Origin of the sequence: Streptomyces sp. NPDC012769, from assembly GCF_042901205.1 — a bacterium.
Lineage (GTDB): Bacteria > Actinomycetota > Actinomycetes > Streptomycetales > Streptomycetaceae > Streptomyces.
In genome coordinates this window covers 664852-689838 of the sequence record NZ_JBIBCP010000005.1, presented here as the reverse complement: position 1 = coordinate 689838, position 24987 = coordinate 664852, and the positions used below count along the sequence as shown (strand labels likewise).

At 73.5% G+C, this 24987-nt stretch carries 24 protein-coding genes; 11 read left to right on the top strand and 13 right to left on the bottom strand.

Annotated features, from left to right (window positions below; genetic code table 11):
- The first annotated feature begins 548 nt into the window (after positions 1-548).
- On the top strand, positions 549-1547 hold the full coding sequence (gene trpS / locus ACFY7C_RS28430; RefSeq protein WP_389655632.1) for a tryptophan--tRNA ligase: 999 nt from the start codon (positions 549-551) through the stop codon (positions 1545-1547).
- Between the two features lie 85 nt (positions 1548-1632).
- On the opposite strand, the gene proC is transcribed toward trpS, so the two are convergent.
- The 5 genes from proC to ACFY7C_RS28405 all read right to left on the bottom strand — a co-directional run bounded on the left by proC (position 1633) and on the right by ACFY7C_RS28405 (position 5050).
- Positions 1633-2442: a pyrroline-5-carboxylate reductase gene (gene proC, locus ACFY7C_RS28425; RefSeq protein ID WP_389655630.1), complete on the bottom strand. Its 810-nt coding sequence runs from the start codon at positions 2440-2442 to the stop codon at positions 1633-1635.
- A gap of 90 nt (positions 2443-2532) precedes the next feature.
- Positions 2533-3270: an ABC transporter permease gene (locus ACFY7C_RS28420; RefSeq protein ID WP_389655628.1), complete on the bottom strand. Its 738-nt coding sequence runs from the start codon at positions 3268-3270 to the stop codon at positions 2533-2535.
- Positions 3267-4091, bottom strand: a complete 825-nt coding sequence (locus ACFY7C_RS28415; RefSeq protein ID WP_389655626.1) for an ABC transporter ATP-binding protein — start codon at positions 4089-4091, stop codon at positions 3267-3269. Before ACFY7C_RS28415 ends, ACFY7C_RS28420 begins: the two co-directional genes overlap by 4 nt.
- Before the next feature lie 83 nt (positions 4092-4174).
- Positions 4175-4678, bottom strand: a complete 504-nt coding sequence (locus tag ACFY7C_RS28410) for a hypothetical protein (protein ID WP_389655624.1) — start codon at positions 4676-4678, stop codon at positions 4175-4177.
- A 36-nt stretch (positions 4679-4714) separates the two neighbouring features.
- Positions 4715-5050, bottom strand: coding sequence for an SH3 domain-containing protein (locus ACFY7C_RS28405; RefSeq protein ID WP_389655622.1), 336 nt, complete (start codon positions 5048-5050; stop codon positions 4715-4717).
- A 170-nt stretch (positions 5051-5220) separates the two neighbouring features.
- On the opposite strand from ACFY7C_RS28405, the gene ACFY7C_RS28400 reads away from it, so the two are divergent.
- Entirely contained in the window at positions 5221-7386 is a 2166-nt protein-coding gene (locus ACFY7C_RS28400; RefSeq protein ID WP_389655620.1) for a protein kinase, read from the top strand.
- A 92-nt stretch (positions 7387-7478) separates the two neighbouring features.
- Here ACFY7C_RS28400 and ilvD read toward each other — a convergent pair whose 3' ends face one another.
- From ilvD to ACFY7C_RS28380, 4 genes are all read right to left on the bottom strand, one after another.
- On the bottom strand, positions 7479-9332 hold the full coding sequence (gene ilvD / locus ACFY7C_RS28395; protein ID WP_389655618.1) for a dihydroxy-acid dehydratase: 1854 nt from the start codon (positions 9330-9332) through the stop codon (positions 7479-7481).
- Between the two features lie 136 nt (positions 9333-9468).
- Positions 9469-10083, bottom strand: coding sequence for a TetR family transcriptional regulator (locus ACFY7C_RS28390; RefSeq protein ID WP_389655616.1), 615 nt, complete (start codon positions 10081-10083; stop codon positions 9469-9471).
- Positions 10080-10913, bottom strand: coding sequence for a sugar phosphate isomerase/epimerase family protein (locus tag ACFY7C_RS28385; protein ID WP_389655614.1), 834 nt, complete (start codon positions 10911-10913; stop codon positions 10080-10082). Before ACFY7C_RS28385 ends, ACFY7C_RS28390 begins: the two co-directional genes overlap by 4 nt.
- A 150-nt stretch (positions 10914-11063) precedes the next feature.
- Positions 11064-11990, bottom strand: a complete 927-nt coding sequence (locus ACFY7C_RS28380; RefSeq protein ID WP_389655612.1) for a Ppx/GppA family phosphatase — start codon at positions 11988-11990, stop codon at positions 11064-11066.
- A gap of 143 nt (positions 11991-12133) precedes the next feature.
- On the opposite strand from ACFY7C_RS28380, the gene ACFY7C_RS28375 reads away from it, so the two are divergent.
- The gene (locus ACFY7C_RS28375; RefSeq protein WP_389655689.1) at positions 12134-12922 is read left to right on the top strand and encodes a hypothetical protein; all 789 of its coding nucleotides are present in this window, start codon (positions 12134-12136) and stop codon (positions 12920-12922) included.
- Positions 12923-12959: 37 nt separating this feature from the next.
- Here ACFY7C_RS28375 and ACFY7C_RS28370 read toward each other — a convergent pair whose 3' ends face one another.
- Positions 12960-14636: a hypothetical protein gene (locus ACFY7C_RS28370; RefSeq protein ID WP_389655610.1), complete on the bottom strand. Its 1677-nt coding sequence runs from the start codon at positions 14634-14636 to the stop codon at positions 12960-12962.
- A gap of 187 nt (positions 14637-14823) precedes the next feature.
- Here ACFY7C_RS28370 and radA point away from each other — a divergent pair, with 187 nt between their 5' ends.
- Positions 14824-16227, top strand: coding sequence for a DNA repair protein RadA (radA, locus tag ACFY7C_RS28365; RefSeq protein ID WP_389655608.1), 1404 nt, complete (start codon positions 14824-14826; stop codon positions 16225-16227).
- Positions 16228-16421: 194 nt separating this feature from the next.
- Positions 16422-17480: a DNA integrity scanning diadenylate cyclase DisA gene (gene disA / locus ACFY7C_RS28360; protein ID WP_356698777.1), complete on the top strand. Its 1059-nt coding sequence runs from the start codon at positions 16422-16424 to the stop codon at positions 17478-17480.
- Positions 17481-17574: 94 nt separating this feature from the next.
- On the opposite strand, the gene ACFY7C_RS28355 is transcribed toward disA, so the two are convergent.
- Complete coding sequence (locus ACFY7C_RS28355; RefSeq protein ID WP_389655606.1) at positions 17575-18396, bottom strand: hypothetical protein; 822 nt, start codon at positions 18394-18396, stop codon at positions 17575-17577.
- Positions 18397-18603: 207 nt separating this feature from the next.
- On the opposite strand from ACFY7C_RS28355, the gene ACFY7C_RS28350 reads away from it, so the two are divergent.
- The 6 genes from ACFY7C_RS28350 to cseC all read left to right on the top strand — a co-directional run bounded on the left by ACFY7C_RS28350 (position 18604) and on the right by cseC (position 24027).
- Positions 18604-19266 carry a phosphatase PAP2 family protein gene (locus ACFY7C_RS28350; RefSeq protein WP_389655604.1) on the top strand — a complete coding sequence of 221 codons (663 nt, stop codon included), beginning with the start codon at positions 18604-18606 and terminating at the stop codon, positions 19264-19266.
- Positions 19267-19299: 33 nt separating this feature from the next.
- A complete protein-coding gene (locus tag ACFY7C_RS28345) occupies positions 19300-20292 on the top strand; it encodes an A/G-specific adenine glycosylase (RefSeq protein ID WP_389655602.1) in 993 nt (330 codons plus the stop codon).
- A gap of 324 nt (positions 20293-20616) precedes the next feature.
- Positions 20617-21204 carry a SigE family RNA polymerase sigma factor gene (locus ACFY7C_RS28340; protein ID WP_389655600.1) on the top strand — a complete coding sequence of 196 codons (588 nt, stop codon included), beginning with the start codon at positions 20617-20619 and terminating at the stop codon, positions 21202-21204.
- Positions 21192-21881 carry a hypothetical protein gene (locus tag ACFY7C_RS28335; protein WP_389655598.1) on the top strand — a complete coding sequence of 230 codons (690 nt, stop codon included), beginning with the start codon at positions 21192-21194 and terminating at the stop codon, positions 21879-21881. Before ACFY7C_RS28340 ends, ACFY7C_RS28335 begins: the two co-directional genes overlap by 13 nt.
- A gap of 60 nt (positions 21882-21941) precedes the next feature.
- Positions 21942-22646 carry a two-component system response regulator CseB gene (cseB, locus tag ACFY7C_RS28330; protein ID WP_389655596.1) on the top strand — a complete coding sequence of 235 codons (705 nt, stop codon included), beginning with the start codon at positions 21942-21944 and terminating at the stop codon, positions 22644-22646.
- A 61-nt stretch (positions 22647-22707) separates the two neighbouring features.
- On the top strand, positions 22708-24027 hold the full coding sequence (gene cseC / locus ACFY7C_RS28325) for a two-component system sensor histidine kinase CseC (protein WP_389655594.1): 1320 nt from the start codon (positions 22708-22710) through the stop codon (positions 24025-24027).
- Between the two features lie 9 nt (positions 24028-24036).
- Here the strand turns inward: cseC and ACFY7C_RS28320 are convergent, their stop codons facing one another.
- Positions 24037-24486 (bottom strand): VOC family protein, encoded by a 450-nt coding sequence (locus ACFY7C_RS28320; protein ID WP_389655592.1) that lies wholly within the window; start codon positions 24484-24486, stop codon positions 24037-24039.
- Between the two features lie 25 nt (positions 24487-24511).
- Positions 24512-24970, bottom strand: a complete 459-nt coding sequence (locus ACFY7C_RS28315) for a helix-turn-helix transcriptional regulator (protein WP_389655687.1) — start codon at positions 24968-24970, stop codon at positions 24512-24514.
- Between the last annotated feature and the right edge of the window lie 17 nt (positions 24971-24987).

Genomic DNA, 24987 nt, shown 5'->3' with positions numbered 1-24987 from the left:
TCCCTTTCGCTTTCGCTCCGGGCCCTTCCGGCGGTTCCGACTCTATCAGATCCTTTCGGGCCTGATTCCCAGTCAGCGGGAGTTGTCTTCGCGGCCGTTGGGCCGTTCCGACGAGTGAGACTTTAGCGGATTCCCCGCCCCCGACGCTAATCGGGGGCTCCCGTCCAAACCTTCGAACGTGGATTCCTCATTTCGCAAAAACGCACGGAAAGACAAGACGGCACGACGAATCGACACCGTCAGGCGTTGTGGTTCTTGCGGAATGGCTGTCCGGGGCCGACCGGAGTCGGTGCTCACGTCGGACAACCCGGAGAACACTACGGTTCCGATAATCCCGTGTCAACCCCGGGCCTGGGGCGTACCCTCCGGGTATGACTACGCATGCGCACACCACCCAGTGGTGGGCCGCCTGACGGCGGCCCGTACGCACGCGTGCAGACGACGGCCGCCGCTTCGGCGGCCGTTCGCGTATCCCCCTCCGGGAGTCCGGCCGACGGGTCGGCGGCGCTCGTACAGAGACAGCCAGGAGAGTAGGGAGAACGAACGCGATGAAGCGGATCTTCAGTGGGGTCAAGCCGACCGGGCATCTGACGCTGGGCAACTACCTCGGGGCCGTGCGGCGGTGGGTCGAGGTGGACCAGCACCGGGCGGACGCGTTGTTCAGCGTCGTGGACCTGCACGCGCTGACCGTGGAGCACGATCCGGCGCGGGTCAGGCGGCTGAGCCGGCAGGCGGCGACGCTGCTGCTGGCGGCGGGGCTCGATCCGGAGCGGTGCACGGTGTTCGTGCAGAGTCATGTGGACGAGCACGCGCGGCTCTCGTATCTGATGGAGTGCGTCGCCACGGACGGCGAGATGCGCCGGATGATCCAGTACAAGGAGAAGAGCGTCCGGGCGCGTGAGTCCGGGCAGAGCGTACGGCTGTCGCTGCTGACGTACCCGGCGCTGATGGCGGCGGACATCCTCGCGTACGGGACCGACGAGGTGCCGGTGGGTGAGGACCAGACGCAGCACGTGGAGCTGGCGCGGGATCTCGCCGTGCGGTTCAACCATCGGTACGGGCACGTGTTCACCGTGCCGAAGGCGACGAGTCCGGCGGTGGCGGCGCGGGTCATGGATCTGCAGGACCCCACGTCGAAGATGGGGAAGTCGCACGAGGACGGGGCCGGGATCGTCTATCTGCTCGATGACGCCGACACCGTGCGGCGGAAGATCATGCGGGCCGTGACGGACAGCGGACGGGAGGTCGTCCACGACCGGGAGGCCGCTCCGGGGGTCGCGAACCTGCTGGATCTGCTGGCGGCGGCGGCGGGTGGGAACCCGATCGAGCTGGCCGGTGTATACGAGTCGTACGGATCGCTGAAGAAGGACACCGCGGAGGCGGTGATCGAGCTGCTGCGTCCGGTGCGGGAGCGGCATGCCGTTCTCGCGGCGAACCCGGGGGAGGTGGACAAGGTGCTGCGGGAGGGTGCCGAGCGGGCGCGCGGGATGGCGCGGCCGCTGGTGGACCGGGCCTATCGGGCGATCGGGCTGTTGCCGGCCGTGTGACGGGATGCCTCGCGGTGGACGCGCGGCCGCGCTCGGCCGTGGCGCTCGGCCGTGGCGCTCGGCCGTGGCGCTCGGCCTTTGCCGGTCAGCCGTTGCCGGAGGCGAGTTCGCGGCTGCGGTCGCGGGCGGCTTCGAGGGCGGCGATGAGGGCGGCTCGTACGCCGTGGTTCTCGAGCTCGCGGATGGCGGAGATGGTGGTGCCGGCGGGGCTGGTGACGGCCTCGCGGAGCTTGACCGGGTGCTCGCCGCTGTCGCGGAGCATGACGGCGGCGCCGATGGCGGCCTGGACGATCAGGTCGTGGGCCTGGGCGCGGGGCAGGCCGAGGAGGATGCCGGCGTCGGTCATGGCCTCGACGAGGTAGTAGAAGTAGGCCGGGCCGGAGCCGGAGAGTGCGGTGGCGGCGTCCTGCTGGGACTCGGGGACGCGCAGGGTCTTGCCGACGCCGCCGAAGATCTCTTCGGTGTGGACGAGGTGCTCGTGGGTGGCGTGGCTGCCGGCGGAGATCACGGACATGCCCTCGTCGACGAGCACGGGGGTGTTGGGCATGACCCGGACGACGGGGGTGCCGGTGGTGAGGCGTTCCTCGATGAAGGCGGTGGGGATGCCGGCGGCGGCGCTGATGACCAGGCGGTCGACGGCGACGTGCGGAGCGAGTTCGTCGAGGAGGCGGCCCATGTCCTGGGGCTTCACGGCGAGGATGAGGGTGTCGGCTCGCTTGGCGGCGTCGGCGTTGCTGACGGCCTCGACTCCGTAACGGGCGTGGAGTTCCTCGGCGCGCTCGGTGCGGCGGGCGGTGACGAGGAGGTTGGCCGGGCGCCAGCCGGCGCGGATCATGCCGCTGAGGAGCGCTTCACCGATCTTGCCGGTACCGAGGACTGCGACGGTCTGGGTCATGGGTCTGTTCACCTCGCCGGAAGGGGCTCCACGTGCAGGGACATCCTCGCACCGGGGGCCCTCCCCGTGCGCCCGGTGTCCGAGGGGCGGTCATGCGGTGCGACGGCGGAGGGTGGCGGCGCCGAGGGCGAGGACGAGGACCGCGCAGCCGGCGACGACGAGGGCGTCGCGGACGAAGTCGGCGGTGATGTCGGTGTGGCGCAGGACCTGGTTCATGCCGTCGACGGCGTAGGACATGGGCAGGACGTCGGAGATCGTTTCGAGGGCGGGGGCCATGCGGTCGCGCGGGGTGAACAGGCCGCACAGGAGCAGCTGGGGGAAGATCACGGCCGGCATGAACTGGACGGCCTGGAACTCGGAGGCGGCGAAGGCCGAGACGAACAGGCCGAGTGCGGTGCCGAGCAGGGCGTCGAGCAGGGCGACGAGGAGCAGCAGCCAGGGGGAGCCGGTGACGTCGAGGCCGAGGAGCCACAGCGCGAGGCCGGTGGCGAGGGCGGACTGGACGACCGCGAGCAGACCGAAGGCCAGGGCGTAGCCGGCGATCAGGTCGGCTTTGCCGAGGGGCATGGCGAGGAGGCGTTCGAGGGTGCCGGAGGTGCGTTCGCGCAGGGTGGCGATGGAGGTCACCAGGAACATGGTGATGAGCGGGAAGATGCCGAGCAGCGAGGCGCCGATGCCGTCGAAGGTCCGTGGGCTTCCGTCGAAGACGTAGCGCAGCAGGACCAGCATCAGGCACGGCACGAGCAGCATCAGGGCGATCGACCGCGGGTCATGACGGAGCTGGCGCAGGACGCGGGCGGCGGTGGCGAGGGTGCGGGCGCTGTTCACGGGCGGGGCTCCTCTTCCATCCGGGCGGGGTGCCGGGCGGCGGCGCGGGCCGCGGCGGCGTCGACGAGGTGGAGGAAGGCCTCCTCGACCGTGGGGGTGTCGTTGCGGCGGCGCAGTGCTTCGGGGGTGTCCTCGGCGAGGAGTTCGCCCTCGCGGAGCAGGAGCAGCCGGTGGCAGCGCTCCGCCTCGTCCATGACGTGGGAGGAGACGAGGAGTGTGGTGCCGCGGTCGGCGGCGATGCGGTGGAAGAGGTTCCACAGGTCGCGGCGGAGCACCGGGTCGAGGCCGACGGTCGGTTCGTCGAGGACGAGGAGCTCGGGGGCGCCGAGGAGGGCGACGGCGAGCGAGACGCGGCTGCGCTGGCCGCCGGAGAGCCGTCCGGCGAGGGCGTCGGCGTGGGTGGTGAGGTCGACGTCCGCGATGGCCCGGTCGACGGCGGCGCGGCGGTCGGCGCGGTGGCCTCGGCCGGGGAGGAGGACGGCGGCGAAGTAGTCGAGGTTCTGGCGGACGGTGAGGTCGTCGTAGACGGACGGGGCCTGGGTGACGTAGCCGATGCGGGAGCGCAGGGCGGGGGCTCCGGCGGGGTGGCCGAGGACGTCGAGGGTGCCGGTGACCTTGGCCTGGGTGCCGACGACGGCGCGCATGAGGGTGGACTTGCCGCAGCCGGAGGGGCCGAGGAGGCCGGTGATGCGGCCGCGGGGGACGGTGAAGTCGAGGTCGCGGAGGACGGGGCGGTCGCCGCGGACGACGCTGAGGCCGGACGCGAGGATCGCGGGGGTGGCCTCGGCGGTGGGGGCGACCCCATCGCTTTTATTCATCATGTGATGAATAGTGGGCCTGGGGGTGCCGCAACGTCAAGGACCCCGGACGATGTCCGGGGTCCTCGGGAGATCTCAGGTGGGGGCTAGCGCTTCGGCTTCTTGCGGCCGGAGGGATTGCCCGTACGGGTCGACCGGCGCTTCTCGTGGCGGGTGACGGCCTCTTCGTACTCGGCGCGCCGCAGCTTCTCGCCCGGGGCCTCGACGAAGGAGCGGACGAAGTAGGCGAGGAGCGAGCCGATGAAGCCGATGGCCTTCAGGCTGCGCAGGGCGTCCTCGCGGGCCGGGTCGGCGGGGCGGCGGCCGAAGCCCTCCCACGTCTTGCGGAAGGCGATCGCGCTGCAGACCGCGAACATCACCACCACGAGCGTGTTGACGAAGCCGCCGACCGCCGCGATCTCCAGGCCCTGGAACGCGAAGCGCAGCACCAGGGCGCCCGCGACGGCGGCGGCGAGCGAGCCGGCGGCCACGCCGACCCGGCGCAGCCCGTAGTGGCCGCCGTGGTCCACCCAGGTCGTCCCGAAGAAGCGGAGCTCCTCGGGCTGGGGCCCTGCCGGAGTGCCGGTCCTGCTCTGCTTGTCGTCGCTCACGGGATCGATTATCCCCGGGTGGGGCGAAGACCGCCGTCAGCCGCAGCGGCGGGCCACATAGCCGTCGGTGCCGGTCTTCACATACGCGTCGGAGACGAACTGACCCGGGCTGATGTTGTCCCAGATGTTCGTGGTGCCGTACGGGCCGGAGATCCATTCGCCGGGCGTCTGGCAGTAGATCTGCACCCAGGCGCCCAGGGTCAGGGTCCGCACGATCGGGTACTTGGTGCCCGGCCCCGAGCGGACGTGCACCCGGTAGCCCGGCGCGATCGGATAGGCGGTCACCTCCGCTGCCATGGTCGCCATCTCGGCGCTGTCGGCGGTCTGGGTGCTCTCCGCGTTCTCCACGTTCTCGGCGTTCTCCACGCTCATGGCCACTCCCCCGTCTGGCGTGAAAGCGCTGTCTCGGAAGCGCTCCGGTGAAATTCACTCTCCGCGACGCGCAGGCTAGCAAGCCCCACCGACATCGGCCGCACCATCGACTAGGCTCCGTGCGTCGCGCACGCGCGCGGACTCGACGGGGAACCACACGGGGGTTGGCGATGCCGCCGTTGCGCAGTACCGGCGCGGACCGGGAAGCGGAAGGGCCCGACTACGCGGGCGAATACCGGCTCCAGGCCTGCCTCGGCGCCGGCGGCATGGGCGTCGTCCACCTCGCCACCTCCGCCTCGGGGCTCCGGCTCGCGGTCAAGGTGGTGCACGCGCAGTACGCGGAGGACCCGGAGTTCAGGGCCCGCTTCCGCCAGGAGGTGGCCGCGGCCCGGCGGGTCAGCGGCGCGTTCACCGCGCCCGTCGTGGACGCCGACCCCGACGCCGTACGCCCCTGGATGGCGACCCTCTATGTCCCCGGGCCGACTCTCGCCGACCAGGTGAAGCGGAGCGGTCCGCTGTCCCCCGCGGAGCTGCGCCGGCTGACGGCGGGGCTCGCGGAGGCGCTGCGGGACATCCACCGGGCGGGCGTGGTCCACCGGGACCTCAAGCCGAGCAACGTCCTGCTGACCGATTCCGGCCCCAAGGTGATCGACTTCGGGATCTCCCGGCCCGTCGACAGCGACCTGCACACCGAGACGGGGAAGCTGATCGGCTCGCCGCCGTTCATGGCGCCCGAGCAGTTCCAGCGGCCGAGGGAGGTCGGTCCCTCCGCCGACGTCTTCGCGCTGGGCTCGGTCCTCGTGCACGCGGCGACCGGGCACGGGCCCTTCGACTCCGACAGCCCGTACATCGTGGCGTACCAGGTCGTGCACGACGAGCCGGATCTGACGGGCGTCCCGGACGAGCTGGCGCCCCTGGTGGCCCGTTGCCTCGCGAAGGAACCGGCCGAGCGGCCGACGCCCGCCGAGATCATGGCGGCGCTGCTGCCGCCCTCGTACGAGGCGGCGGCGTTCATACCCGCTCAGCGGCGGTCCCCCGGCCCCCTGCCGGCCGCCCCCGGTCCCGCCGCCTCCGCATCCCCGTCCGGCGCGTGGGACGCCGACACTCCGGTACGGGCGGTGCCGCCGCCCCGCAAGCGCCGGCGGCTGCGGCTGCCCGTCACCCTGGGCGTGCTGCTCGCCCTCGCAGCGGGGGGCACCGTCGCCGTCCTCGCGGCGCAGGGCGGACAGCGGCCGGCCGCTCCGACGCGCCCGGCGGAGGCGGCCACCTCCTTCCCCGGCTGGCGGACCACCCTCGGCAAGGGCCGTGGCGAGGGCGGCGGCGATCCCACGGCGCCGGCCTGCACGCTCGCCGGGGGCGCGCTCTACTGCTCGGGCCCCGGCGCCGTCGTCAGCCGGCTCGACGCCACGACGGGCCGGGTCGTCTGGGCCCGGCCGGCCGCCGGGACGAGCGGCGCCGCCGCTCCCGCGCTCCTGTCCGGCGGCGCCGCCGTCGCCGTCACCACCGCCACCGGCGAGCTGCGCACCTACGCGGCCGGGACCGGCGCACCGGGCTGGCGCACCGGATCCGCGGCGGCCGAGACCAACCGGCCGGCCGGCTCCGTCGTCGTGCTCGCCGGCGGCACCGGCCGGCTGCGCGCCGTCGACGGCGCCACCGGCAGGCAGGTGTGGCGCCACGCCCTGCCCGGCCACAGCGCCCCGCAGCTCGGCCCGTACGACTCCGCGAGCGGCCTGCTCACCGTCTTCGAACCGACGGCCGACGCGAAGCACACCGTGGTCAGCGCGGTGCGGCCGGCCACGGGCGAGGTGGCCTGGTCGCACCGTCTGAAGGGGAACCTCGCGCCGGTCGCGTACGACCGGGAGGGCGCCCTGGTCCTGTCCGCCACCTACCGCGACATGCAGACCGAGGCGCTGGTCCGCCACGACCCCGAGCGGCGGGAGACGCGGCGCGTCCCGCTCCCGTACCGCATCGACACCGCGTCGATCACCGTGGTCGGCTCGACCGCGTACCTGCTGGGCAGACTCGGGGACCTGACCGCCGTCGACCTCGCCGGGCAGCGGGTCCTGTGGGACCTGGAGACCGGCAGCCGCAACGTCTCCGCGCTCGCGCCCGGGGAAGGCGACCGGCTGTACGTCTCCGCGTCCGACGGCCGGCTCCTCGCCGTCGACACGGCGCACGGCGTCCTCGCGGGCCAGACCCGCCCCCGCCTCGGCGACGGCCGCCTCGGCTTCGTGACCACCGTCCCCGCCCCGGCGACGTCCGGCCCCCGCGTCTACGGCACCGCCCCCGACGGCTCCGTCTTCGCCGTGGACGCGCGCGATCCGGGGAGCTGGTGACGGGGCGGCCGCCCGCCCCGTGAACGGACGGAACGCGCGACGGCGGTGCGGGGAGGATTCCCGCACCGCCGTCGCTCGTCCTTACCGGGGCGTCAGCCCAGCTTCGACACGTCGCGCACCGCGCCCTTGTCCGCGCTCGTCGCCATCGCCGCGTACGCCCGCAGCGCCGCCGAGACCTTGCGCTCGCGGTTCTTCGGGGCGTAGACGCCGTTCAGGGCCTCGCGGCGGGCGGCGAGGGTCGCGTCGTCGACCAGGAGATCGATCGAGCGGTTCGGGATGTCGATACGGATGCGGTCGCCGTCCTCGACGAGGGCGATCGTGCCGCCCGAGGCGGCCTCCGGGGAGGCGTGACCGATCGACAGGCCCGAGGTGCCGCCGGAGAAGCGGCCGTCGGTCACCAGGGCGCAGGTCTTGCCCAGGCCCCGGCCCTTGAGGAAGGAGGTCGGGTAGAGCATCTCCTGCATGCCGGGGCCGCCCTTGGGGCCCTCGTAGCGGATGACGACGACGTCGCCGTCCTTGACCCGCTTGTTCAGGATCTTCTCGACGGCCTCCTCCTGCGACTCGCAGACGACCGCGGGGCCCTCGAAGGTCCAGATCGACTCGTCGACGCCGGCCGTCTTCACCACGCAGCCGTCGACCGCGAGGTTGCCGCGCAGCACGGCGAGGCCGCCGTCCTTGGAGTAGGCGTGGGCCGCGTCGCGGATGCAGCCGCCGGCCGCGTCCACGTCGAGGGAGTCCCAGCGCTCGGACTGCGAGAAGGCCTCGGCGGAGCGGACACAGCCCGGGGCGGCGTGGAACAGCTCGACGGCCTCCTCGGAGGCGGAGCCGCCGCGGACGTCCCAGGTGTCCAGCCACTCCTTGATGGAGCGGGAGTGCACCGCGTGGACGTCCTCGTTGAGGAGCCCGGCGCGGTACAGCTCGCCCAGGATCGCGGGGATGCCGCCGGCCCGGTGCACGTCCTCCATGTAGTACGTGCCGCGCGGGGCGACGTTCGGGGCGACCTTGGCCAGGCAGGGGACGCGGCGCGAGACGGCGTCCATGTCGGTCAGGCCGTAGTCCAGCTCGGCCTCCTGGGCGGCGGCGAGCAGGTGCAGGATCGTGTTGGTGGAGCCGCCCATGGCGATGTCGAGGGCCATGGCGTTCTCGAAGGCCGCGTACGTGGCGATGTTGCGCGGCAGGACGGAGGCGTCGTCCTCGTCGTAGTAGCGGTGGGTGAGCTCGACGACGGTGCGGGCGGCGTTCTCGTACAGCGCACGGCGGGCGGTGTGGGTGGCGAGGACGGAGCCGTTGCCGGGGAGGGAGAGGCCGATGGCCTCGGTCAGGCAGTTCATCGAGTTGGCGGTGAACATGCCGGAACAGGACCCGCAGGTCGGGCAGGCGTTCTCCTCGATGCGGAGGATGTCCTCGTCGGAGACCTTGTCGTTGACGGCCTCGGAGATGGCGTCGACCAGGTCGAGGGTGCGGACGGTGCCGTCGACGAGGGTGGCCCGGCCGGACTCCATGGGGCCGCCGGAGACGAAGACCGTCGGGATGTTGAGGCGCAGCGCGGCCATCAGCATGCCGGGGGTGATCTTGTCGCAGTTGGAGATGCAGATCAGGGCGTCGGCGCAGTGCGCCTCGACCATGTACTCCACGCTGTCGGCGATCAGGTCGCGGGACGGCAGGCTGTAGAGCATGCCGCCGTGGCCCATGGCGATGCCGTCGTCGACGGCGATCGTGTTGAACTCGCGGGCGATGCCGCCGGCGGCCGTGATGGCCTCGGAGACGATCCGGCCGACCGGCTGGAGGTGGGTGTGGCCGGGCACGAACTCCGTGAAGGAGTTGGCCACGGCGATGATCGGCTTCCGCCCGATGTCGGCGCCCGGTACACCGGAGGCGCGCATAAGGGCGCGTGCGCCCGCCATGTTGCGGCCGTGGGTGACAGTGCGGGACCTCAGCTCGGGCATCGTCGCTCGCTCCTCGTGATGGATGTGTCTGAAGTCGAGCGTACGCTTCGACTCCAAGATCTGGACACGATGTCCGTATGACGGACAAGTTGTTCAGTGTGCGGTCAGCCGCCCGGCGGGGCCGGGGCTGAGCAGGTCAGGGCTGGGTCAGATAGCGCTGGAGGGTCGGGGACACCTGGGCCACGATCTCCTCCGGGTCCGCCGACGCCAGCGGCTCCACCTGGATCACGTACCGCAGGATCGCGATCCCGATCATGTGGGAGGCCGCCAGCTCCGCGCGGAACTTCGGGTCCGGTACGTCGAGGTCCGCGGCGATCCGTTCGAGCAGCCGCCGCAGCACGAAGCCGCGCAGCACCTTCGCCGCCGCCTCGTGGGTCAGCGCGGAACGGATGATGGCGAGCAGCGGGGCGCGGGTCGCCGGGTTCTCCCACACCGAGATGAAGAAGCGGGCCAGCCGCTCGCCGATCGCCTCGCGCGGGCCGCCCACGATGGCCGGCACGACCGTCGCCGGCTCGAAGGAGACCTCGATCGCCGCCGCGAAGACCTCGTCCTTCGTACCGAAGTAGTGGTGCACGAGCGCCGGGTCGACGCCCGCGGCCTTCGCGATGCCGCGTACGGAGGTCTTGTCGTAGCCGCGCTCGGCGAACATCGCCCGCGCCGCCTCCAGGATCCGCTCGCGCGCGCCGGGGCCGCTCTCCTCCGCCGCGGTACGGGAGGGGCGGCCGCGCCGCCGGGGGGACGGCTCGGTCACGGGCGCGGGGCCTCGGTCGGTGTCGTGGCCGCGGCCAGGTGCAGCCGGGTGAAGGCCAGGGCCTCGGCGAGATCGGCCTCGCGTTCGGCGGAGGACATCGCCCTGCGGGTGTTGACCTCGATGACGACATGGCCGTCGTAGCCGGTGCGGGCCAGGTGCTCCAGGAGCTCGGCGCACGGCTGGGTGCCGCGGCCCGGCACCAGGTGCTCGTCCTTGGCGGAGCCGCGGCCGTCGGCGAGGTGGACGTGGCCGAGGCGGCCGCCCATGCGGTCGACCATGGCGAGGGTGTCGGTGCGGGCGGTCGCGGTGTGCGAGAGGTCGATCGTGAAGTGCCGGTAGTCGTCCTTGGTGACGTCCCACTCGGGGGCGTACGCGAGCATCTCGCGGTCCTTGTACCGCCACGGGTACATGTTCTCCACGGCGAACCGGACGTCCGTCTCGTCGGCCATCCGCCAGATGCCGGTCACGAAGTCCCGCGCGTAACTGCGCTGCCAGCGGAACGGCGGGTGCACGACGACCGTCGAGGCGCCCAGCTTCTCGGCCGCCGCCTGGGCCCGCTGGAGCTTCACCCACGGGTCGGTGGACCACACGCGCTGGGTGATGAGCAGACAGGGCGCGTGCACGGCCAGGATCGGCACCTGGTGGTAGTCCGAGAGCCGGCGCAGCGCCTCGATGTCCTGGCTGACCGGATCGGTCCACACCATGACCTCGACCCCGTCGTACCCGAGGCGCGCGGCGACCTCGAAGGCCGTCGCCGTCGACTCCGGATACACCGAGGCCGTCGACAGGGCGACCTTCGCATCCGGGACGCGCACCGCTGGTTCTGCCACGCAGACAGGGTACGGGGCGGGCCGGAGGACCGGGGGGTGGTTCCGGTCACCCCCCGGCCGGGGACCCCGGCCCGGGGCCCGCACGGCAGGGGGCGGGGCGGCGTTACGGCCGGGGGCCGGGCGACGTTACGGCAGGTGGTCCAGGCGGCGTTACGGCAGGTGGTCCAGGCGGCGCAGGATGACGCCCTCCCGCAGCGCCCAGGGGCAGATCTCCAGCTCCTCGATGCCGAAGAGGTCCATCGCGCCCTCGGCGACCAGGGCGCCGGCCAGGAGCTGGGCGGCCCGGCCCTCGGAGACGCCCGGGAGGGCGGCGCGCTCACCGGCGGTCATGGCGGCGAGGCGCGGGACCCACTCCTCCAGGGACTTGCGGGACAGGTTGCGCTGGACGTACAGCCCGAAGCCCGAGCCGGGGGCGCCGGCGATGCGGGCCAGCTGCTTGAAGGTCTTGGAGGTCGCCACGACGTGGTCGGGCGGCCCGAAGCGGCTGAATTCCCCCACCGTACGGGCGATCTGCGCCCGCACGTGGCGGCGCAGGGCCTTCACGTCCGTCAGCTCGGGCGGATCGCCCGGCAGCCAGCCGGAGGTGAGGCGGCCCGCGCCGAGCGGCAGGGAGACGGCCGTGTCGGGCTCCTCGTCGATGCCGAAGGCGATCTCCAGGGACCCGCCGCCGATGTCGAGGAGGAAGAGCTTGCCCGCGGACCAGCCGAACCAGCGCCGGGCGGCCAGGAACGTGAGCCGGGCCTCCTCCTCGCCGCTGAGGACCTGGAGCGCGATGCCGGTCTCCTCGTACACCCGGGCGAGGACCGCGTCGGCGTTGCTGGCCTCGCGCACCGCCGAGGTCGCGAACGGCAGCACCTCCTCGCAGCCCTTGTCCTCGGCGGCCGTGAGCGCCTCCCGGACCGTGGCGATCAGCCGCTCCACACCCGCCTCGGCGATGGCGCCGCGCTCGTCGAGGAGCTCGGCTAGCCGCAGCTCCGCCTTGTGGGAGTGGGCGGGCAGCGGGCGGGCGCCGGGGTGGGCGTCCACCACGAGCAGGTGCACCGTGTTCGAACCGACGTCGAGGACTCCGAGTCTCATGGACGGAACGCTACTGCGCGCGCCCGCATACGCTTGGCGTTGTGCCAAAGACGAAAAAGGCGAAGCCGGGCAAAGACAGTGCAGCCGCCCCCTCGGACGACCACGCCGCCAAGGCGGCCAGGACCGCGCACGCGGCCAAGGCCGTGAAGGTCGGCAGGAAGCGGGGCAAGGACGCCGCCGAGCCCGACGAGAAGGGCCTGGACTTCCCGCGCGCCTGGGTCGAGTTCGCCGATCCCGACGACGAGGAGCAGGTCTACCGCTGTGATCTGACCTGGCTCACCTCCCGGTGGACCTGCATCTTCGGCAACGGCTGCCAGGGTATCCAGGAGGGCCGCGCCGACGACGGTTGCTGCACGCTCGGCGCGCACTTCTCCGACGAGGACGACGAGAAGCGGGTCGCCGAGCATGTGGCCCGGCTCACTCCGGAGCTGTGGCAGTTCCACGACGTCGGCAACGAGACGGGCTGGGTGCAGCTCGACGAGGACGGCGACCGGCAGACCCGCCGCTGGGAGGGCTCCTGCATCTTCCAGAACCGTCCCGGTTTCGCGGGCGGCGCGGGCTGCTCCCTGCACATCCTGGCCGTGCGGGAGGGCCGGGAGCCGCTGGAGACCAAGCCGGACGTGTGCTGGCAGCTGCCGGTGCGGCGCACCTACGACTGGATCGAGCGCCCGGACGACACCAAGGTCCTCCAGGTGTCGATCGGCGAGTACGACCGGCGCGGCTGGGGCCCGGGCGGCCACGACCTGCACTGGTACTGCACGACGGCGAGCTCGGCACACGTCGGCCCGGAGCCGGTCTACGTCTCCTACCGGCCCGAGCTCGTCGAGATGATGGGCGAGGGGGCGTACAAGGTCCTCGTCGGGCTGTGCGAGGCGCGGCTCGCCTCCCAGCTGCCGCTGGTGGCGCCGCACCCGGCGGACCCGGCCCCCTGACTCCGTACCTGTGACTTCGTGCTCCTGACGTGAACCCCTAGGGAGTGGACGGCGCCGGGTCGTGGCTCGGTGTGCCGGTCGCCGAGTCGGTGGGCGCGGGTGTGGGCTCCGTGGTGGGCTCCGTCGTCGGAGGCGGTGTCGTCGGATCGGTCGTCGGGGGCGGGGTGGTCGGCGGCTCGGTCGGCGGCGGGGTCGTCGGCTCCGTCGTGGTCGGCGGCGGTGTGGTGGGGTCCGTGGAGGGCGGCGTCGCCCCGTGACCGTCGATCCGCACCACCGCGCCGGACGGCTCGATCCCGACCCGGGCGCTCCAGGCGCCGGCGGGCTCGCGGGAGCGGTCGACGGAGATCCGGACCGTGACCGCCTCGCCCGGCCGCAGGGTGCCGGAGGCCTGGCTCACGTACAGCCAGGGGGCGTCGGACCACAGCGACCAGGCGGCGGGCGCGCCGCCGTCGTTGGTGAGGGTGAGCAGGGTGGTCGCGCCGCTGCTTCGCGCGGCGACGGTGATCCGGGCGGGCGCGGGTTCTCCCGGCCGGGCCGGAGCGGTGGGCGCGCCGGGGCTGATCACCTCGACCGACACGTCCGGGCTGCGGGGGAGGCCGGGGGCGGGTGTGGCCTGGGCGTTGCCCGTGTTCTCGTAGCGCTCGCCGGGGCGGCCGGCGGCGGCGCCCTGGGAGGCGCCCGGCCCGTCCTGCTCGCGCGCGCTGATCCGCGCCCCCTCGTGGCCCTCGCCGGCGACGGGTGTGCCGCGGTACGAGGTCCACAGGGCGAGGACCGGGGCGGCGACGACCGCGGCGACCACGGTGGTGGTGACGGCGCGGGCGCGCATCCGGTCGCGGCGGGCCGCGTGGTCCTTGGGGTCCATGGGGAAGCCGGTCGGGCCGAAGCGGGGGGCGCCGGCGCGGGCGCGCGGGACGTGCAGCATCGCCACGTACGCGGCGGCGCGCGGCGCCTCGACGATCGGGAGCCGCCCGGTGGGGGCGCTCAGGGCGCCCGGCCAGGGCGCTCCGGCGCCCGCGCGCTCGGCGGCCCGGCGGCAGCGGGGGCAGTCGTCGACGTGCCGGACCAGCTCGGCGCGCAGGGCGGAGGAGAGCAGCACCTGGTGGTCGCCGGTGAGGCGGGCCACGGTGGGGCAGCCGCCGGTCTCGACGACGGCGAGGGCGGCGCGGGTGCGCTCGACCTCGCAGCCCGCGGAGGCCAGCAGCTCACGGGCGGCGACCGGGTCGAGCGAGAGCACGGCGGCGACCTCGCGGGGCCCCAGGCCGTGCCGCACGGACAGCTCCAGGGCCTCGCGCTGCTCGGGCGTGGTGCCCGCGGCCTCGGGCCAGGCGAGCGCGGCCAGTTCGGCCCGGCGCCGCTCGGCGGTCTCCGGCGCGACCGGTCGCGGGGCGGGCGCGGCGACGGCGGGGCGGCCGGTGTGGGCGCCGTGGCGTCTGCCGCGCTGCTCGCCGAGGCTGCGCAGACAGGCCCAGCGGGCCAGGGCGTACAGCCAGGCGCGGCGGCCGGACGCGTCGGCGGGGCAGCGGCCGTGGTGGCGCTCGGCGATGGCCAGCACGTCACCGAGGACGGCGGTGGCCGTGTCGTGGTCGCAGAGCACCGAGAGGCAGTAGGTGAAGAGCCCGTCCAGGTACTCCTCGTACCGGGCGGGGGGCCGCTGGCCCGGGGTGCGGGGGCCGCCGGTGGTTCGCGTGGGGTGTTCCAGCCTGCTGCTCGTCACCCGGCGACGGTAGGCAAGAGGGCGGGGGGTCTTCTCACCGCTTGCACACTTTTAATCCGTACGGGTGAAGCTATCGCCCGAAAGGGGACACGAGACGTCCCGGCGGCGGCCGGACCCGATGCCGTCGGCGGCGGCCGCCGGGTGCCGCCGGGGAGCGTTGTCAGTGGCGGGGGCTACGGTGGCGCCCATGGCTGCTCGTACCAAAACCGCCAAGGACCGGCCGTCCTACCGCTGCACCGAGTGCGGCTGGCAGACCGCCAAGTGGCTCGGCCGCTGCCCCGAATGCCAGGCCTGGGGCACGGTGGAGGAGTACGGCACGCCCGCCGTCCGGACCACCGCCGCGGGCCGCGTGTCCACGGCCGCGCTGCCCATCGGCCAGGTCGACGGGCGGCAGGCGACGGCCCGCGGCACCGGTGTCGACGAGCTGGACCGGGTCCTGGGCGGCGGGCTCGTGCCCGGCGCGGTCGTGCTGCTCGCGGGCGAGCCGGGCGTCGGCAAGTCCACGCTGCTGCTCGACGTCGCCGCCAAGGCCGCGAGCGACGAGCACCCCACGCTGTACGTGACGGGCGAGGAGTCCGCGAGCCAGGTCCGGCTGCGCGCGGACCGGATCAACGCGCTCAACGACCACCTCTACCTGGCGGCGGAGACCGATCTGTCGGCCGTCCTCGGGCACCTGGACGCCGTGAAGCCCTCGCTGCTGATCCTGGACTCGGTGCAGACCGTCGCCTCGCCGGAGATCGACGGTGCCCCCGGTGGCATGGCCCAGGTCCGCGAGGTCGCAGGCGCCCTCATCCGGGCCTCCAAGGAGCGCGGCATGTCGACGCTGCTCGTGGGCCACGTCACCAAGGACGGCGCCATCGCGGGCCCCCGGCTCCTGGAGCACCTGGTCGACGTGGTGCTGCACTTCGAGGGCGACCGGCACGCGCGGCTGCGGCTGGTCCGCGGCGTGAAGAACCGGTACGGGGCGACGGACGAGGTCGGCTGCTTCGAGCTGCACGACGAGGGCATCACCGGACTCACCGACCCGTCGGGCCTGTTCCTGACCCGCCGCGACACGGCCGTGCCCGGCACCTGTCTGACGGTGACCCTGGAGGGCCGCAGGCCGCTGGTGGCCGAGGTGCAGGCGCTGACGGTCGACTCCCAGATCCCCTCGCCGCGCCGGACCACCTCCGGTCTGGAGACCTCCCGGGTCTCGATGATGCTGGCGGTCCTGGAGCAGCGCGGCCGGATCACCGCGCTGGGCAAGCGGGACATCTACAGCGCGACCGTCGGCGGGGTGAAGCTCTCCGAGCCCGCCGCCGACCTGGCCATCGCCCTCGCGCTGGCCTCCGCCGCCAGCGACACCCCGCTGCCGAAGAACCTGGTCGCGATCGGTGAGGTCGGCCTGGCGGGCGAGGTCCGCCGGGTGACCGGCGTGCAGCGCCGGCTCGCCGAGGCGCACCGGCTCGGCTTCACCCACGCGCTGGTCCCGACCGACCCCGGAAAGGTCCCGCCGGGCATGAAGGTCACCGAGGTCGCGGACATGGGCGACGCCCTGCGGGTGCTGCCGCGCGGCCGCCGGGCCCGCGCGCCCCAGGAGGCCGAGGGGTAGGGCGGCCGGGAGGCGAGGGCAGCACACCGCCGGGGGCCGGGCGAGGTCGAGGCGGGGTCGGAGCGGGCTCCCGGGCGGGGGGCTTCCGGCGCGCGGCGGAGGGCGACGGGGCGGTGTCGCTAGACTTTGCCCTGGTCTCGCCCATCCGTACGAGCCGGAGGAGTGCAGTGGCAGCCAAGGACAACGAGGCACTGATGCGTGCGTCGCTCAGCGCCGTCGCCCCCGGCACCGCCCTGCGCGACGGGCTCGAACGGATCCTCCGCGGCAACACCGGCGGTCTGATCGTGCTCGGCATGGACAAGACCGTCGAGTCGATGTGCACCGGCGGCTTCGTCCTCGACGTCGAGTTCACCGCCACCCGGCTGCGCGAGCTGTGCAAGCTCGACGGGGCGCTCATCCTCGACAAGGACATCAGCAAGATCCTGCGGGCCGGCGTGCAGCTGGTCCCGGACGCGTCCATCCCCACCGAGGAGACCGGCACCCGGCACCGCACCGCGGACCGGGTGTCCAAGCAGTGCGGCTTCCCGGTGGTGTCCGTGTCCCAGTCGATGCGGCTGATCGCCCTGTACGTCAACGGCGAGCGCCGGGTCCTTGAGGAGTCGGCGGCGATCCTGTCCCGCGCCAACCAGGCCCTGGCGACCCTGGAGCGCTACAAGCTGCGCCTGGACGAGGTGGCCGGCACGCTCTCCGCGCTGGAGATCGAGGACCTGGTGACCGTCCGGGACGTCACCGCGGTCGCCCAGCGCCTGGAGATGGTGCGCCGGATCGCCACCGAGATCGCCGAGTACGTGGTGGAGCTCGGCACCGACGGCCGGCTGCTCTCGCTCCAGCTCGACGAGCTGATCGCGGGCGTGGAGCCGGAGCGCGAGCTGGTCATCCGTGACTACGTGCCCGAGCCAACTGCCAAGCGGTCCCGTACGGTCGCCGAGGCGCTGACCGAGCTGGACGCGCTGACCCACGCCGAGCTGCTCGAACTGCCGATAGTGGCCAGGGCGCTCGGCTACACCGGCTCCCCCGAGACGCTGGACTCGGCGGTCTCCCCACGCGGCTACCGGCTGCTCGCCAAGGTGCCGCGGCTGCCGGGCGCGATCATCGAGCGTCTGGTGGAGCACTTCGGCGGACTCCAGAAGCTGCTCGCGGCGAGCGTGGACGACCTCCAGACCGTGGACGGCGTCGGCGAGGCCCGGGCGCGCAGCGTCCGCGAGGGTCTGTCGCGGCTGGCGGAGTCGTCGATCCTGGAGCGGTACGTCTGACGACGGCGGACCGGGCGGACCGGGCTGGGGGGCCGCAGGCCCCGTACCCCGTCGGCCCTCGCCCGTCAGTCCTTGGCCGTCAGTCCCTTGCCCGTCAGTCCTTGTCCAGCCGGAACGACACCGGCGACACCTTCACGCCCGCGACCGACGCCTCCACCAGGTAGGTGTCCGGGCCGACCTCGCCCGCCGGGGCGGTCGCGCACCGCGGGGCGCTGCGGTGGCGGTCCCACTCCACGGTGTGGGTGATCGTCGACCGCGCCGGGACTTTCAGGAGCAGCGGGGCCGCGACGCGCGGGCAGTCCTCGGAGGACCACAGCTCGCCCTTGGTGTCACGGATCGTCAACACCGCCGCCTTGGGCCCGAGATCGGCCTTGCAGTCGGCGGCCGAGGTGTTCTTCACGACCAGGAGGAAGCGGGGCTTCTCGCCCGGCTCGTAGGCCACCTTGGCGCTGCGGAGGGTCAACTGCATCGTCGCGGGAGCGCAGTTCGGCAGCGGAGAATCGGCCGGAACCCGCTGTCCCGCGCCCGCGCCGGCACCGCCGTCAGCCCCCGTGCCGTCCGTGTCGCCGTTCTTGCCGACGCCGGAGGGACCGGCGTCCGCGCCCGCCCCCGCGTCCGTACCGCCGTCGCCCTCGCCCGTTCCGTCGCCGCCCGTGGTGTCACCACCGCCGGACTCGTCGCGGCCGCCGGGCTGTTGGCTGATCGCCGGGCCGGAGCCTGAGGGTCCGGGGGTGATCGAGGGCGCGGGAGAGGCGCCGTTGGTGGAGTCGTCGCGCTTCCCGCCCTGACCGCCACCGGAGGTGAGGGCCCACACGGCGAGCACCGCCAGCAGGGCGATCAGGCACAGCGCGACGGCCCTCCGACGCCAGTAGATGGAGGAGGGAAGCGGCCCGACCGGATTGCGCAGAGATCCCACGCCACGAACCTTACGAGAGATCGCGGCCAACTCCCGCCCCCCATGCCGCCCCAGGCACAAGTTTTGCCGATGATCACATCCAGATCCCCCCGGAACCCCCACCGACCCCTCGCGGGGCGCCTGTTCGGCACCCCCTACTTTCGTCGGGGACGGGGGTCGCCGATCGGCCGGGGCGGACCGGTCCGTGCGCCGGATACCGTCCTGACCATGGAAAACCTCCCTGACCTCTCCGACGGCCTGTATCTCGACATCACCGAGTTCGCCCACACCACCCCGCACTGGTTCCAGAAACTGGCGGAGGTCTGGACGGAGCTCGGCCTGCTGCTCTTCGGGGCGCTGTTCGTGGCCGGCTGGTGGCGGAAGCGGCACGGGTCGGCGGACGCGATGGCGCTCGCGCTGCTCGCCCCGCTGGCGACCGCCTTCGGTTACGTGGTGAGCGAGGGGCTGAAGTCACTGGTCGACGAGGAGCGTCCGTGCCGGGCGGTGGCCGGGGCGCCCGCCCCGCTCGTCGACTGCCCGGCGTACGGCGACTGGTCCTTCCCCAGCAACCACTCGGCCATCGCCGGGGCGGCCGCCGTCGCGCTCGCCCTGTCGTGGCGCGGGATGATCTGGCTGACCGCTCCGATGGCCCTGCTCATGGCCTTCTCCCGGGTCTTCGTCGGCGTGCACTACCCGCACGACGTGACGGTCGGCCTGCTGGTCGGCGGCGCGGTCGCGTTCGTCGTCGTGAAGGCGGCCGGGCGGCCGGTCCGCTCCCTGGTCGGGACGGCGAGGTCGAGCCGCAACGGCGCGGTGGTGTGGTGCGTGGGGCGCAGCCCGCGCGTGCGTGCCTCCGCGCGCCCCGAGGGCGTGCGCCACGGCGCGTACTGATCGCACGGAGAACGTGCCAGGATCGGGGGTGCCATGACTTCCACTTCCGCCGCTTCCGCCCCGTCCCCCGAGACCCCTTCCGCCGTCGTCCCCCCGGCGCCCGCGGCCCCCGCCGCCTCTGCGCCCTCCGCCGACCCCGCGGCTCCCGTCTTCTCCGCCGAGCTGCACGGTCCGGTCCTCGCCTGGTTCGACCGGCACGCCCGCGATCTGCCGTGGCGCCGCCCCGAGGCCGGGGCGTGGGGCGTGATGGTCAGCGAGTTCATGCTCCAGCAGACACCGGTCGTGCGTGTGCTGCCCGTGTACGAGCAGTGGCTGGCGCGCTGGCCGCGCCCGGCCGATCTGGCCGGCGAGGCGCCGGGCGAGGCCGTCCGCGCCTGGGGCAGGCTCGGCTATCCGCGCCGGGCACTGCGGCTGCACGCGGCGGCCGTGGCCATAACGGAGCGGCACGGCGGTGACGTACCGAGGGATCACGGGCAGTTGCTCGCGCTGCCGGGGATCGGGGAGTACACGGCCGCGGCGGTGGCCTCCTTCGCGTACGGGCAGCGGCATCCGGTCCTGGACACCAATGTGCGCCGGGTCTTCGCGCGGGCGGCGACCGGTGTGCAGTATCCGCCGAACGCCACCACCGCCGCCGAGCGCCGGCTCGCCCGGGCCCTGCTGCCGGAGGACGAGGCGACGGCGGCCCGCTGGGCGGCGGCCTCCATGGAACTGGGCGCGCTGGTGTGCACCGCGAGGAACGAGGACTGCGGGCGCTGTCCGCTGGCCGACCGGTGCGCCTGGCGCCTCGCCGGGAAGCCGGCCCACGACGGCCCGCCGCGGCGCGGCCAGACGTACGCGGGCACGGACCGGCAGGTGCGGGGCAAGCTGCTCGCCGTGCTGCGGGAGGCCGTGGACCCGGTGGAGCAGGCGGCCCTGGACGCGGTCTGGGACGAACCGGTGCAGCGGGCCCGGGCCCTGGACGGCCTGGTCGCCGACGGCCTGGTCGAGCCGCTGGAAGGCGGCCGCTACCGCCTGCCGCTGGCCTGAGCCCGGCCGGGCGGCCATGGCCCCGGGCTCGGGCCGCCCGCCGATGCCGCCCGCGCCCGGGCCGCCCGGCCTCACGCGCCCGGGCTCCGGCTTTCGCCCCGGCCCCGGCCCCCGGCCGTGGACCGGACCGGCACCGAACCGTGCCCCACACCCCCGGACCGCCTTCGATCCGAAGGATCCGGAACCTATGAATCCGCTGTTACACAACCGATGGGTAGCCGTGCGCCCGCCGACGGCTGCCCCGCACAGCCTCGTGACAACCGCTCCGTAGCGTCGTCGACGTAACAGATCAGGGCTGGTCACGGGGATCGGAGGCGGTTCGGGATGGCGCACGGCGAGGTGCTCGATTTCGAGGAGTACGTACGCACTCGGCAGGACGCGCTGCTGCGCAGCGCCCGCCGTCTGGTGCCCGACCCGGTGGACGCCCAGGACCTGCTGCAGACCGCGCTGGCCCGTACGTACGGCCGCTGGGACGGCATCGCCGACAAGTCGCTGGCCGACGCGTACCTCCGCCGGGTCATGATCAACACCCGGACCGAGTGGTGGCGGGCCCGGAAGCTCGAAGAGGTGCCCACCGAGCAGCTGCCCGACGCGAGCGTCGAGGACGCCACCGAGCAGCACGCCGACCGGGCCCTGCTGATGGACATCCTGAAGGTGCTCGCGCCCAAGCAGCGCAGCGTGGTCGTGCTCCGTCACTGGGAGCAGATGAGCACGGAGGAGACCGCCGCCGCGCTCGGGATGTCGACCGGTACGGTGAAGAGCACGCTCCACCGCGCCCTGGCCCGACTGCGCCAGGAACTGGAGAGCCGGGCCGCCGACGGCGACGCCCGGGCTCTGGACGCGGGTGTCCTGGAGCGGACGGCGAAGGCCGTACGAGGCGACGAGCGGGAGCGGGAGCGGTGCGCGGCCTGAGACCGGCTTTCACTGCCAGGGAGCGGGCGGCGAGCGTCACGGCGATGGCCGGGCTCGCCGCCGTCGGCGTGCTCGTGGCCGGCTGCTCGACCGGGGGCACCGGCTCCCGTGACGAGGGAGCGGCCCGCCCCGACGAGGTCGCCTCGACCGTCCCCGCCGCACCGAAGCCGTCCGCCTCGCCGGGCCGGGACGGCGGGCTCGCCTCCGAGCGGGTGGACCCGATCGCCCTGCTGAAGGCCGACCCGAAGATCGGCGAGCGGCTCAAGGCCGACCTCAAGCCGTGCGCCGCGGACGCCTATCCGGTGGACACCTCCTACGGGTACCTGACCGGCTCCACCTCCCCGGACGTCGTCGTGAACGTGATGACCTGCGGAGACGCCATCGGCATCGGCACGTACGTGTACCGCGAGGAGAACGACACGTACCGGAACGTCTTCATGGCCGAGGACGGGGCCGTGTACGGCACGATCGACCGGGGCGACCTGGTCGTCACCAAGCAGGTGTACGCGAAGGGTGACCCGGTCGCCTATCCCTCGGGCGAGGACGTGATCACGTACCGCTGGATGGGGAACAGGTTCAGCCAGCACGACTGGGTGCACAACGACTACAGCAAGGCCGTCGGCGACGGCGGCATCGACGGTGCCGCCCCCGCGCCGAGCGAGCCGGGTTCGGACTGACGCGACCCACTGACCGAACCGCAGGAAGCAACGAAACGAAGGAAGGGCGGAAGGCGCACCATGGCCGAGACGCATGTCCTCTTCGTCGAGGACGACGATGTCATCCGTGAAGCCACCCAGCTCGCGCTGGAGCGGGACGGCTTCACGGTGACGGCCATGCCCGACGGCCTCTCCGGCCTGGACGCCTTCCGCGCGAACCGGCCCGACATCGCGCTCCTCGACGTCATGCTGCCCGGGATGGACGGCGTCAGCCTGTGCCGGCGCATCCGCGACGAGTCGACCGTTCCCGTGATCATGCTGTCGGCGCGGGCCGACTCCATCGACGTCGTCCTCGGCCTGGAGGCCGGGGCGGACGACTACGTCACCAAGCCCTTCGACGGCTCCGTCCTGATGGCCCGGATCCGCGCCGTGCTGCGCCGCTTCGGCCACGCCGGCGGGGCCGGCGCGGGCGACGGCGGACGCGAGGATGCCGCTGCGGGCGGGGTGCTGGCCTTCGGCGACCTGGAGGTCGACACCGACGGCATGGAGGTGCGCAAGGCCGGGGCTCCGGTCGCGCTCACCCCGACGGAGATGCGGCTGCTGCTCGAGTTCTCCTCGGCGCCGGGCACCGTGCTGTCCAGGGACAAGCTCCTGGAGCGGGTCTGGGACTACGGCTGGGGCGGCGACACCCGGGTGGTGGACGTCCATGTGCAGCGGCTGCGCACCAAGATCGGCCAGGACCGGATCGAGACGGTCCGGGGCTTCGGCTACAAGCTCAAGGGATGAGCGCGCGCAAGGGACGGGCTCCGGTCGCCGGAGCGGCGAGAACGAAGCAGGTCAGCAGGTGGTGAACGGGCTCGCCCTCCGTACGGGCGTCCGCTGGAAGATCGCCGTCGCCATCGCGGCGGTCGGCGCACTCATCGCGGTCACGCTCAGCCTGGTCGTCCACAACGCGGCCCGCGTCTCCATGCTCGACAACGCCCGTGACGTGCAGATGTGGCGGCTGATCTCCGCCCAGCGGGTGTACGAGACCTCGAAGCCCAAGGAGCCGCGCTTCGGCACCAAGATCAACGACCCGGCGCTGCCGCCCCAGCTCGACCAGCTGATGCGGGACGGGCGGCGCGGCACCTACATCCAGGAGCACGACGGCGGGGCGCCGGACGTGTGGGCCGCCGTGCCGCTCGCCAACGGCGACGTGCTGTCGCTGCACGTCCCCTTCGCCGACCGCAGCGCCACGATCATGAAGGACCTCGACCGGGCGCTGATCATCGGCTCGGTGTCGGTGGTCTTCGGCGGCTGCGCACTCGGCGTGCTCATCGGCGGCCAGCTCTCGCGCCGGCTGCGCAAGGCCGCCGCCGCGGCCGGCCGGGTCGCCCAGGGCAACACCGAGGTCCGGGTCAGGGACGCCGTCGGCGGAGTCGTACGCGACGAGACCGACGAGCTCGCCCGCGCCATCGACGCCCTCACCGACGCGCTGAACGAGCGCATCGAGGCCGAACGGCGGGTCACCGCGGACATCGCGCACGAGCTGCGCACCCCGGTGACCGGGCTGCTCACGGCCGCCGAGCTGCTGCCGCCGGGGCGCCCGACCGAGCTCGTGCGGGACCGGGCGCAGGCCATGCGGACCCTGGTCGAGGACGTCCTGGAGGTGGCCCGGCTCGACAGCGCGTCGGAGCGGGCCGAGCTGCAGGAGATCGCGCTCGGCGAGTTCGTCGCGCGCCGGGTGCGGGCGCTCGACCCGGAGGCGGTCGTCCGGGTCGTGCACGAGTCCTGGGTCAGCACCGACCCGCGCCGTCTGGAGCGCATCCTCGGCAACCTCCTCGCCAACGCCGCCAAGCACGGCAAGGGGCCCGGCCCGGTCGAGGTCACCGTCGAGGGCCGCGTGGTCCGGGTCAGGGACCACGGCCCCGGCTTCCCCGAGGCGCTGCTCCGGGAGGGCCCGAGCCGCTTCCGTACGGGCAGCAGCGACCGCGCGGGGCAGGGCCACGGCCTGGGCCTGACCATCGCGGCCGGCCAGGCCCGGGTCCTCGGCGCCCGGCTGACCTTCCGCAACGCGGCCCCCGAGGGCACCCCGGACGGCGCGGGCGGCGCGGTCGCGGTGCTGTGGCTCCCGGAGCACGCGCCGACGAACACGGGGAGCTTCCCGGTGCTGCGGCTCGCGGACTGATCGCTTCCGTCAGCCTTCCGGAGTCAGCCCGAAGTCCTTGGAGAAGTCCAGCTCCTCGCTGCGCTCGGTCAGCGAGTACCAGTTGCCGTTGTCGTCGCGGAAGATCGCCTCGATCCCGTACGGCCGTTCCTTCGGCTCCTGGACGAACTCGACGCCCCTCGCCTTGAACTCCTCGTAGTCCCCCCGGCAGTCGTCGGTGCGGAACGCCCCGGCGCCCAGGACGCCCTTGCTGACGAGCGTCTTCAGGGCGGCCGCGGACTCCTCGTCCATGGCGGGGCCGTCGGGGCTCATCAGGGCCAGCTCGACGTCCGGCTGGTCCTTGGCGCCGACGGTGACCCAGCGCATGGGGCCCATGGCGAGGTCGGTCCGCACCTCGAAGCCCAGCTTCTCGGTGAAGAACCTCTTGGTGCGCTCCTGGTCGAGCGTCCAGACGGTGGTGATGCCCAGTCCCTTGATCATGCGTCCACCGTAGACAGCGCTCCTCTCACCCCGCTTCTCCGGAATTGCGTTCTCCGGAATCGGGCTCGCCGGAATCGGGTTCGCCGGAATCGGGTTCGCCGGAATCGCGCTCCCGCTCGGCCTCGCCGGGCGGCCGCCCGGGGAAGCCGCCCGCGTACAGCAGGGCGAAGCAGCCGGGTATGAGCGCGGCGCCCCGGCCGACGTGCCGGGCGCGGTACGCGGTCGGGGTGAGGCCGGTGAGCTGCTTGAAGCGGGCGGAGAAGGTGCCGAGGCTGCTGAAGCCGACCAGGCCGCAGATCTCGGTGACCGTGAGGTCCGCCGTACGCAGCATTTCCTGGGCGCGCTCGATGCGGCGGCGGGAGAGGTACTGGCCGGGGGTCTCCCCGTAGGCCGCCTTGAAGGCGCGGACGAAATGGAACCGCGAATAGCCGGCGTGCCGGGCCACCGCGTCCAGGTCGAGCGGCTCGCCCCAGTCGCGGTCCATGGCGTCCTTGGCGAGGC

Coding starts and splice junctions, on each gene's coding strand:
- cseB (WP_389655596.1), top strand. CDS start 21,942: ATGGCCGAGACGCATGTCCTCTTCGTCGAGGACGACGATGTCATCCGT.
- ACFY7C_RS28415 (WP_389655626.1), bottom strand. CDS start 4,091: ATGATGAATAAAAGCGATGGGGTCGCCCCCACCGCCGAGGCCACCCCC.
- ACFY7C_RS28350 (WP_389655604.1), top strand. CDS start 18,604: ATGGAAAACCTCCCTGACCTCTCCGACGGCCTGTATCTCGACATCACC.
- ACFY7C_RS28340 (WP_389655600.1), top strand. CDS start 20,617: ATGGCGCACGGCGAGGTGCTCGATTTCGAGGAGTACGTACGCACTCGG.
- proC (WP_389655630.1), bottom strand. CDS start 2,442: ATGACCCAGACCGTCGCAGTCCTCGGTACCGGCAAGATCGGTGAAGCG.
- radA (WP_389655608.1), top strand. CDS start 14,824: ATGGCTGCTCGTACCAAAACCGCCAAGGACCGGCCGTCCTACCGCTGC.
- ACFY7C_RS28320 (WP_389655592.1), bottom strand. CDS start 24,486: ATGATCAAGGGACTGGGCATCACCACCGTCTGGACGCTCGACCAGGAG.
- disA (WP_356698777.1), top strand. CDS start 16,422: ATGCGTGCGTCGCTCAGCGCCGTCGCCCCCGGCACCGCCCTGCGCGAC.
- ACFY7C_RS28405 (WP_389655622.1), bottom strand. CDS start 5,050: ATGAGCGTGGAGAACGCCGAGAACGTGGAGAACGCGGAGAGCACCCAG.
- ACFY7C_RS28400 (WP_389655620.1), top strand. CDS start 5,221: ATGCCGCCGTTGCGCAGTACCGGCGCGGACCGGGAAGCGGAAGGGCCC.
- ilvD (WP_389655618.1), bottom strand. CDS start 9,332: ATGCCCGAGCTGAGGTCCCGCACTGTCACCCACGGCCGCAACATGGCG.
- trpS (WP_389655632.1), top strand. CDS start 549: ATGAAGCGGATCTTCAGTGGGGTCAAGCCGACCGGGCATCTGACGCTG.
- ACFY7C_RS28345 (WP_389655602.1), top strand. CDS start 19,300: ATGACTTCCACTTCCGCCGCTTCCGCCCCGTCCCCCGAGACCCCTTCC.
- ACFY7C_RS28380 (WP_389655612.1), bottom strand. CDS start 11,990: ATGAGACTCGGAGTCCTCGACGTCGGTTCGAACACGGTGCACCTGCTC.
- ACFY7C_RS28315 (WP_389655687.1), bottom strand. CDS start 24,970: ATGGACCGCGACTGGGGCGAGCCGCTCGACCTGGACGCGGTGGCCCGG.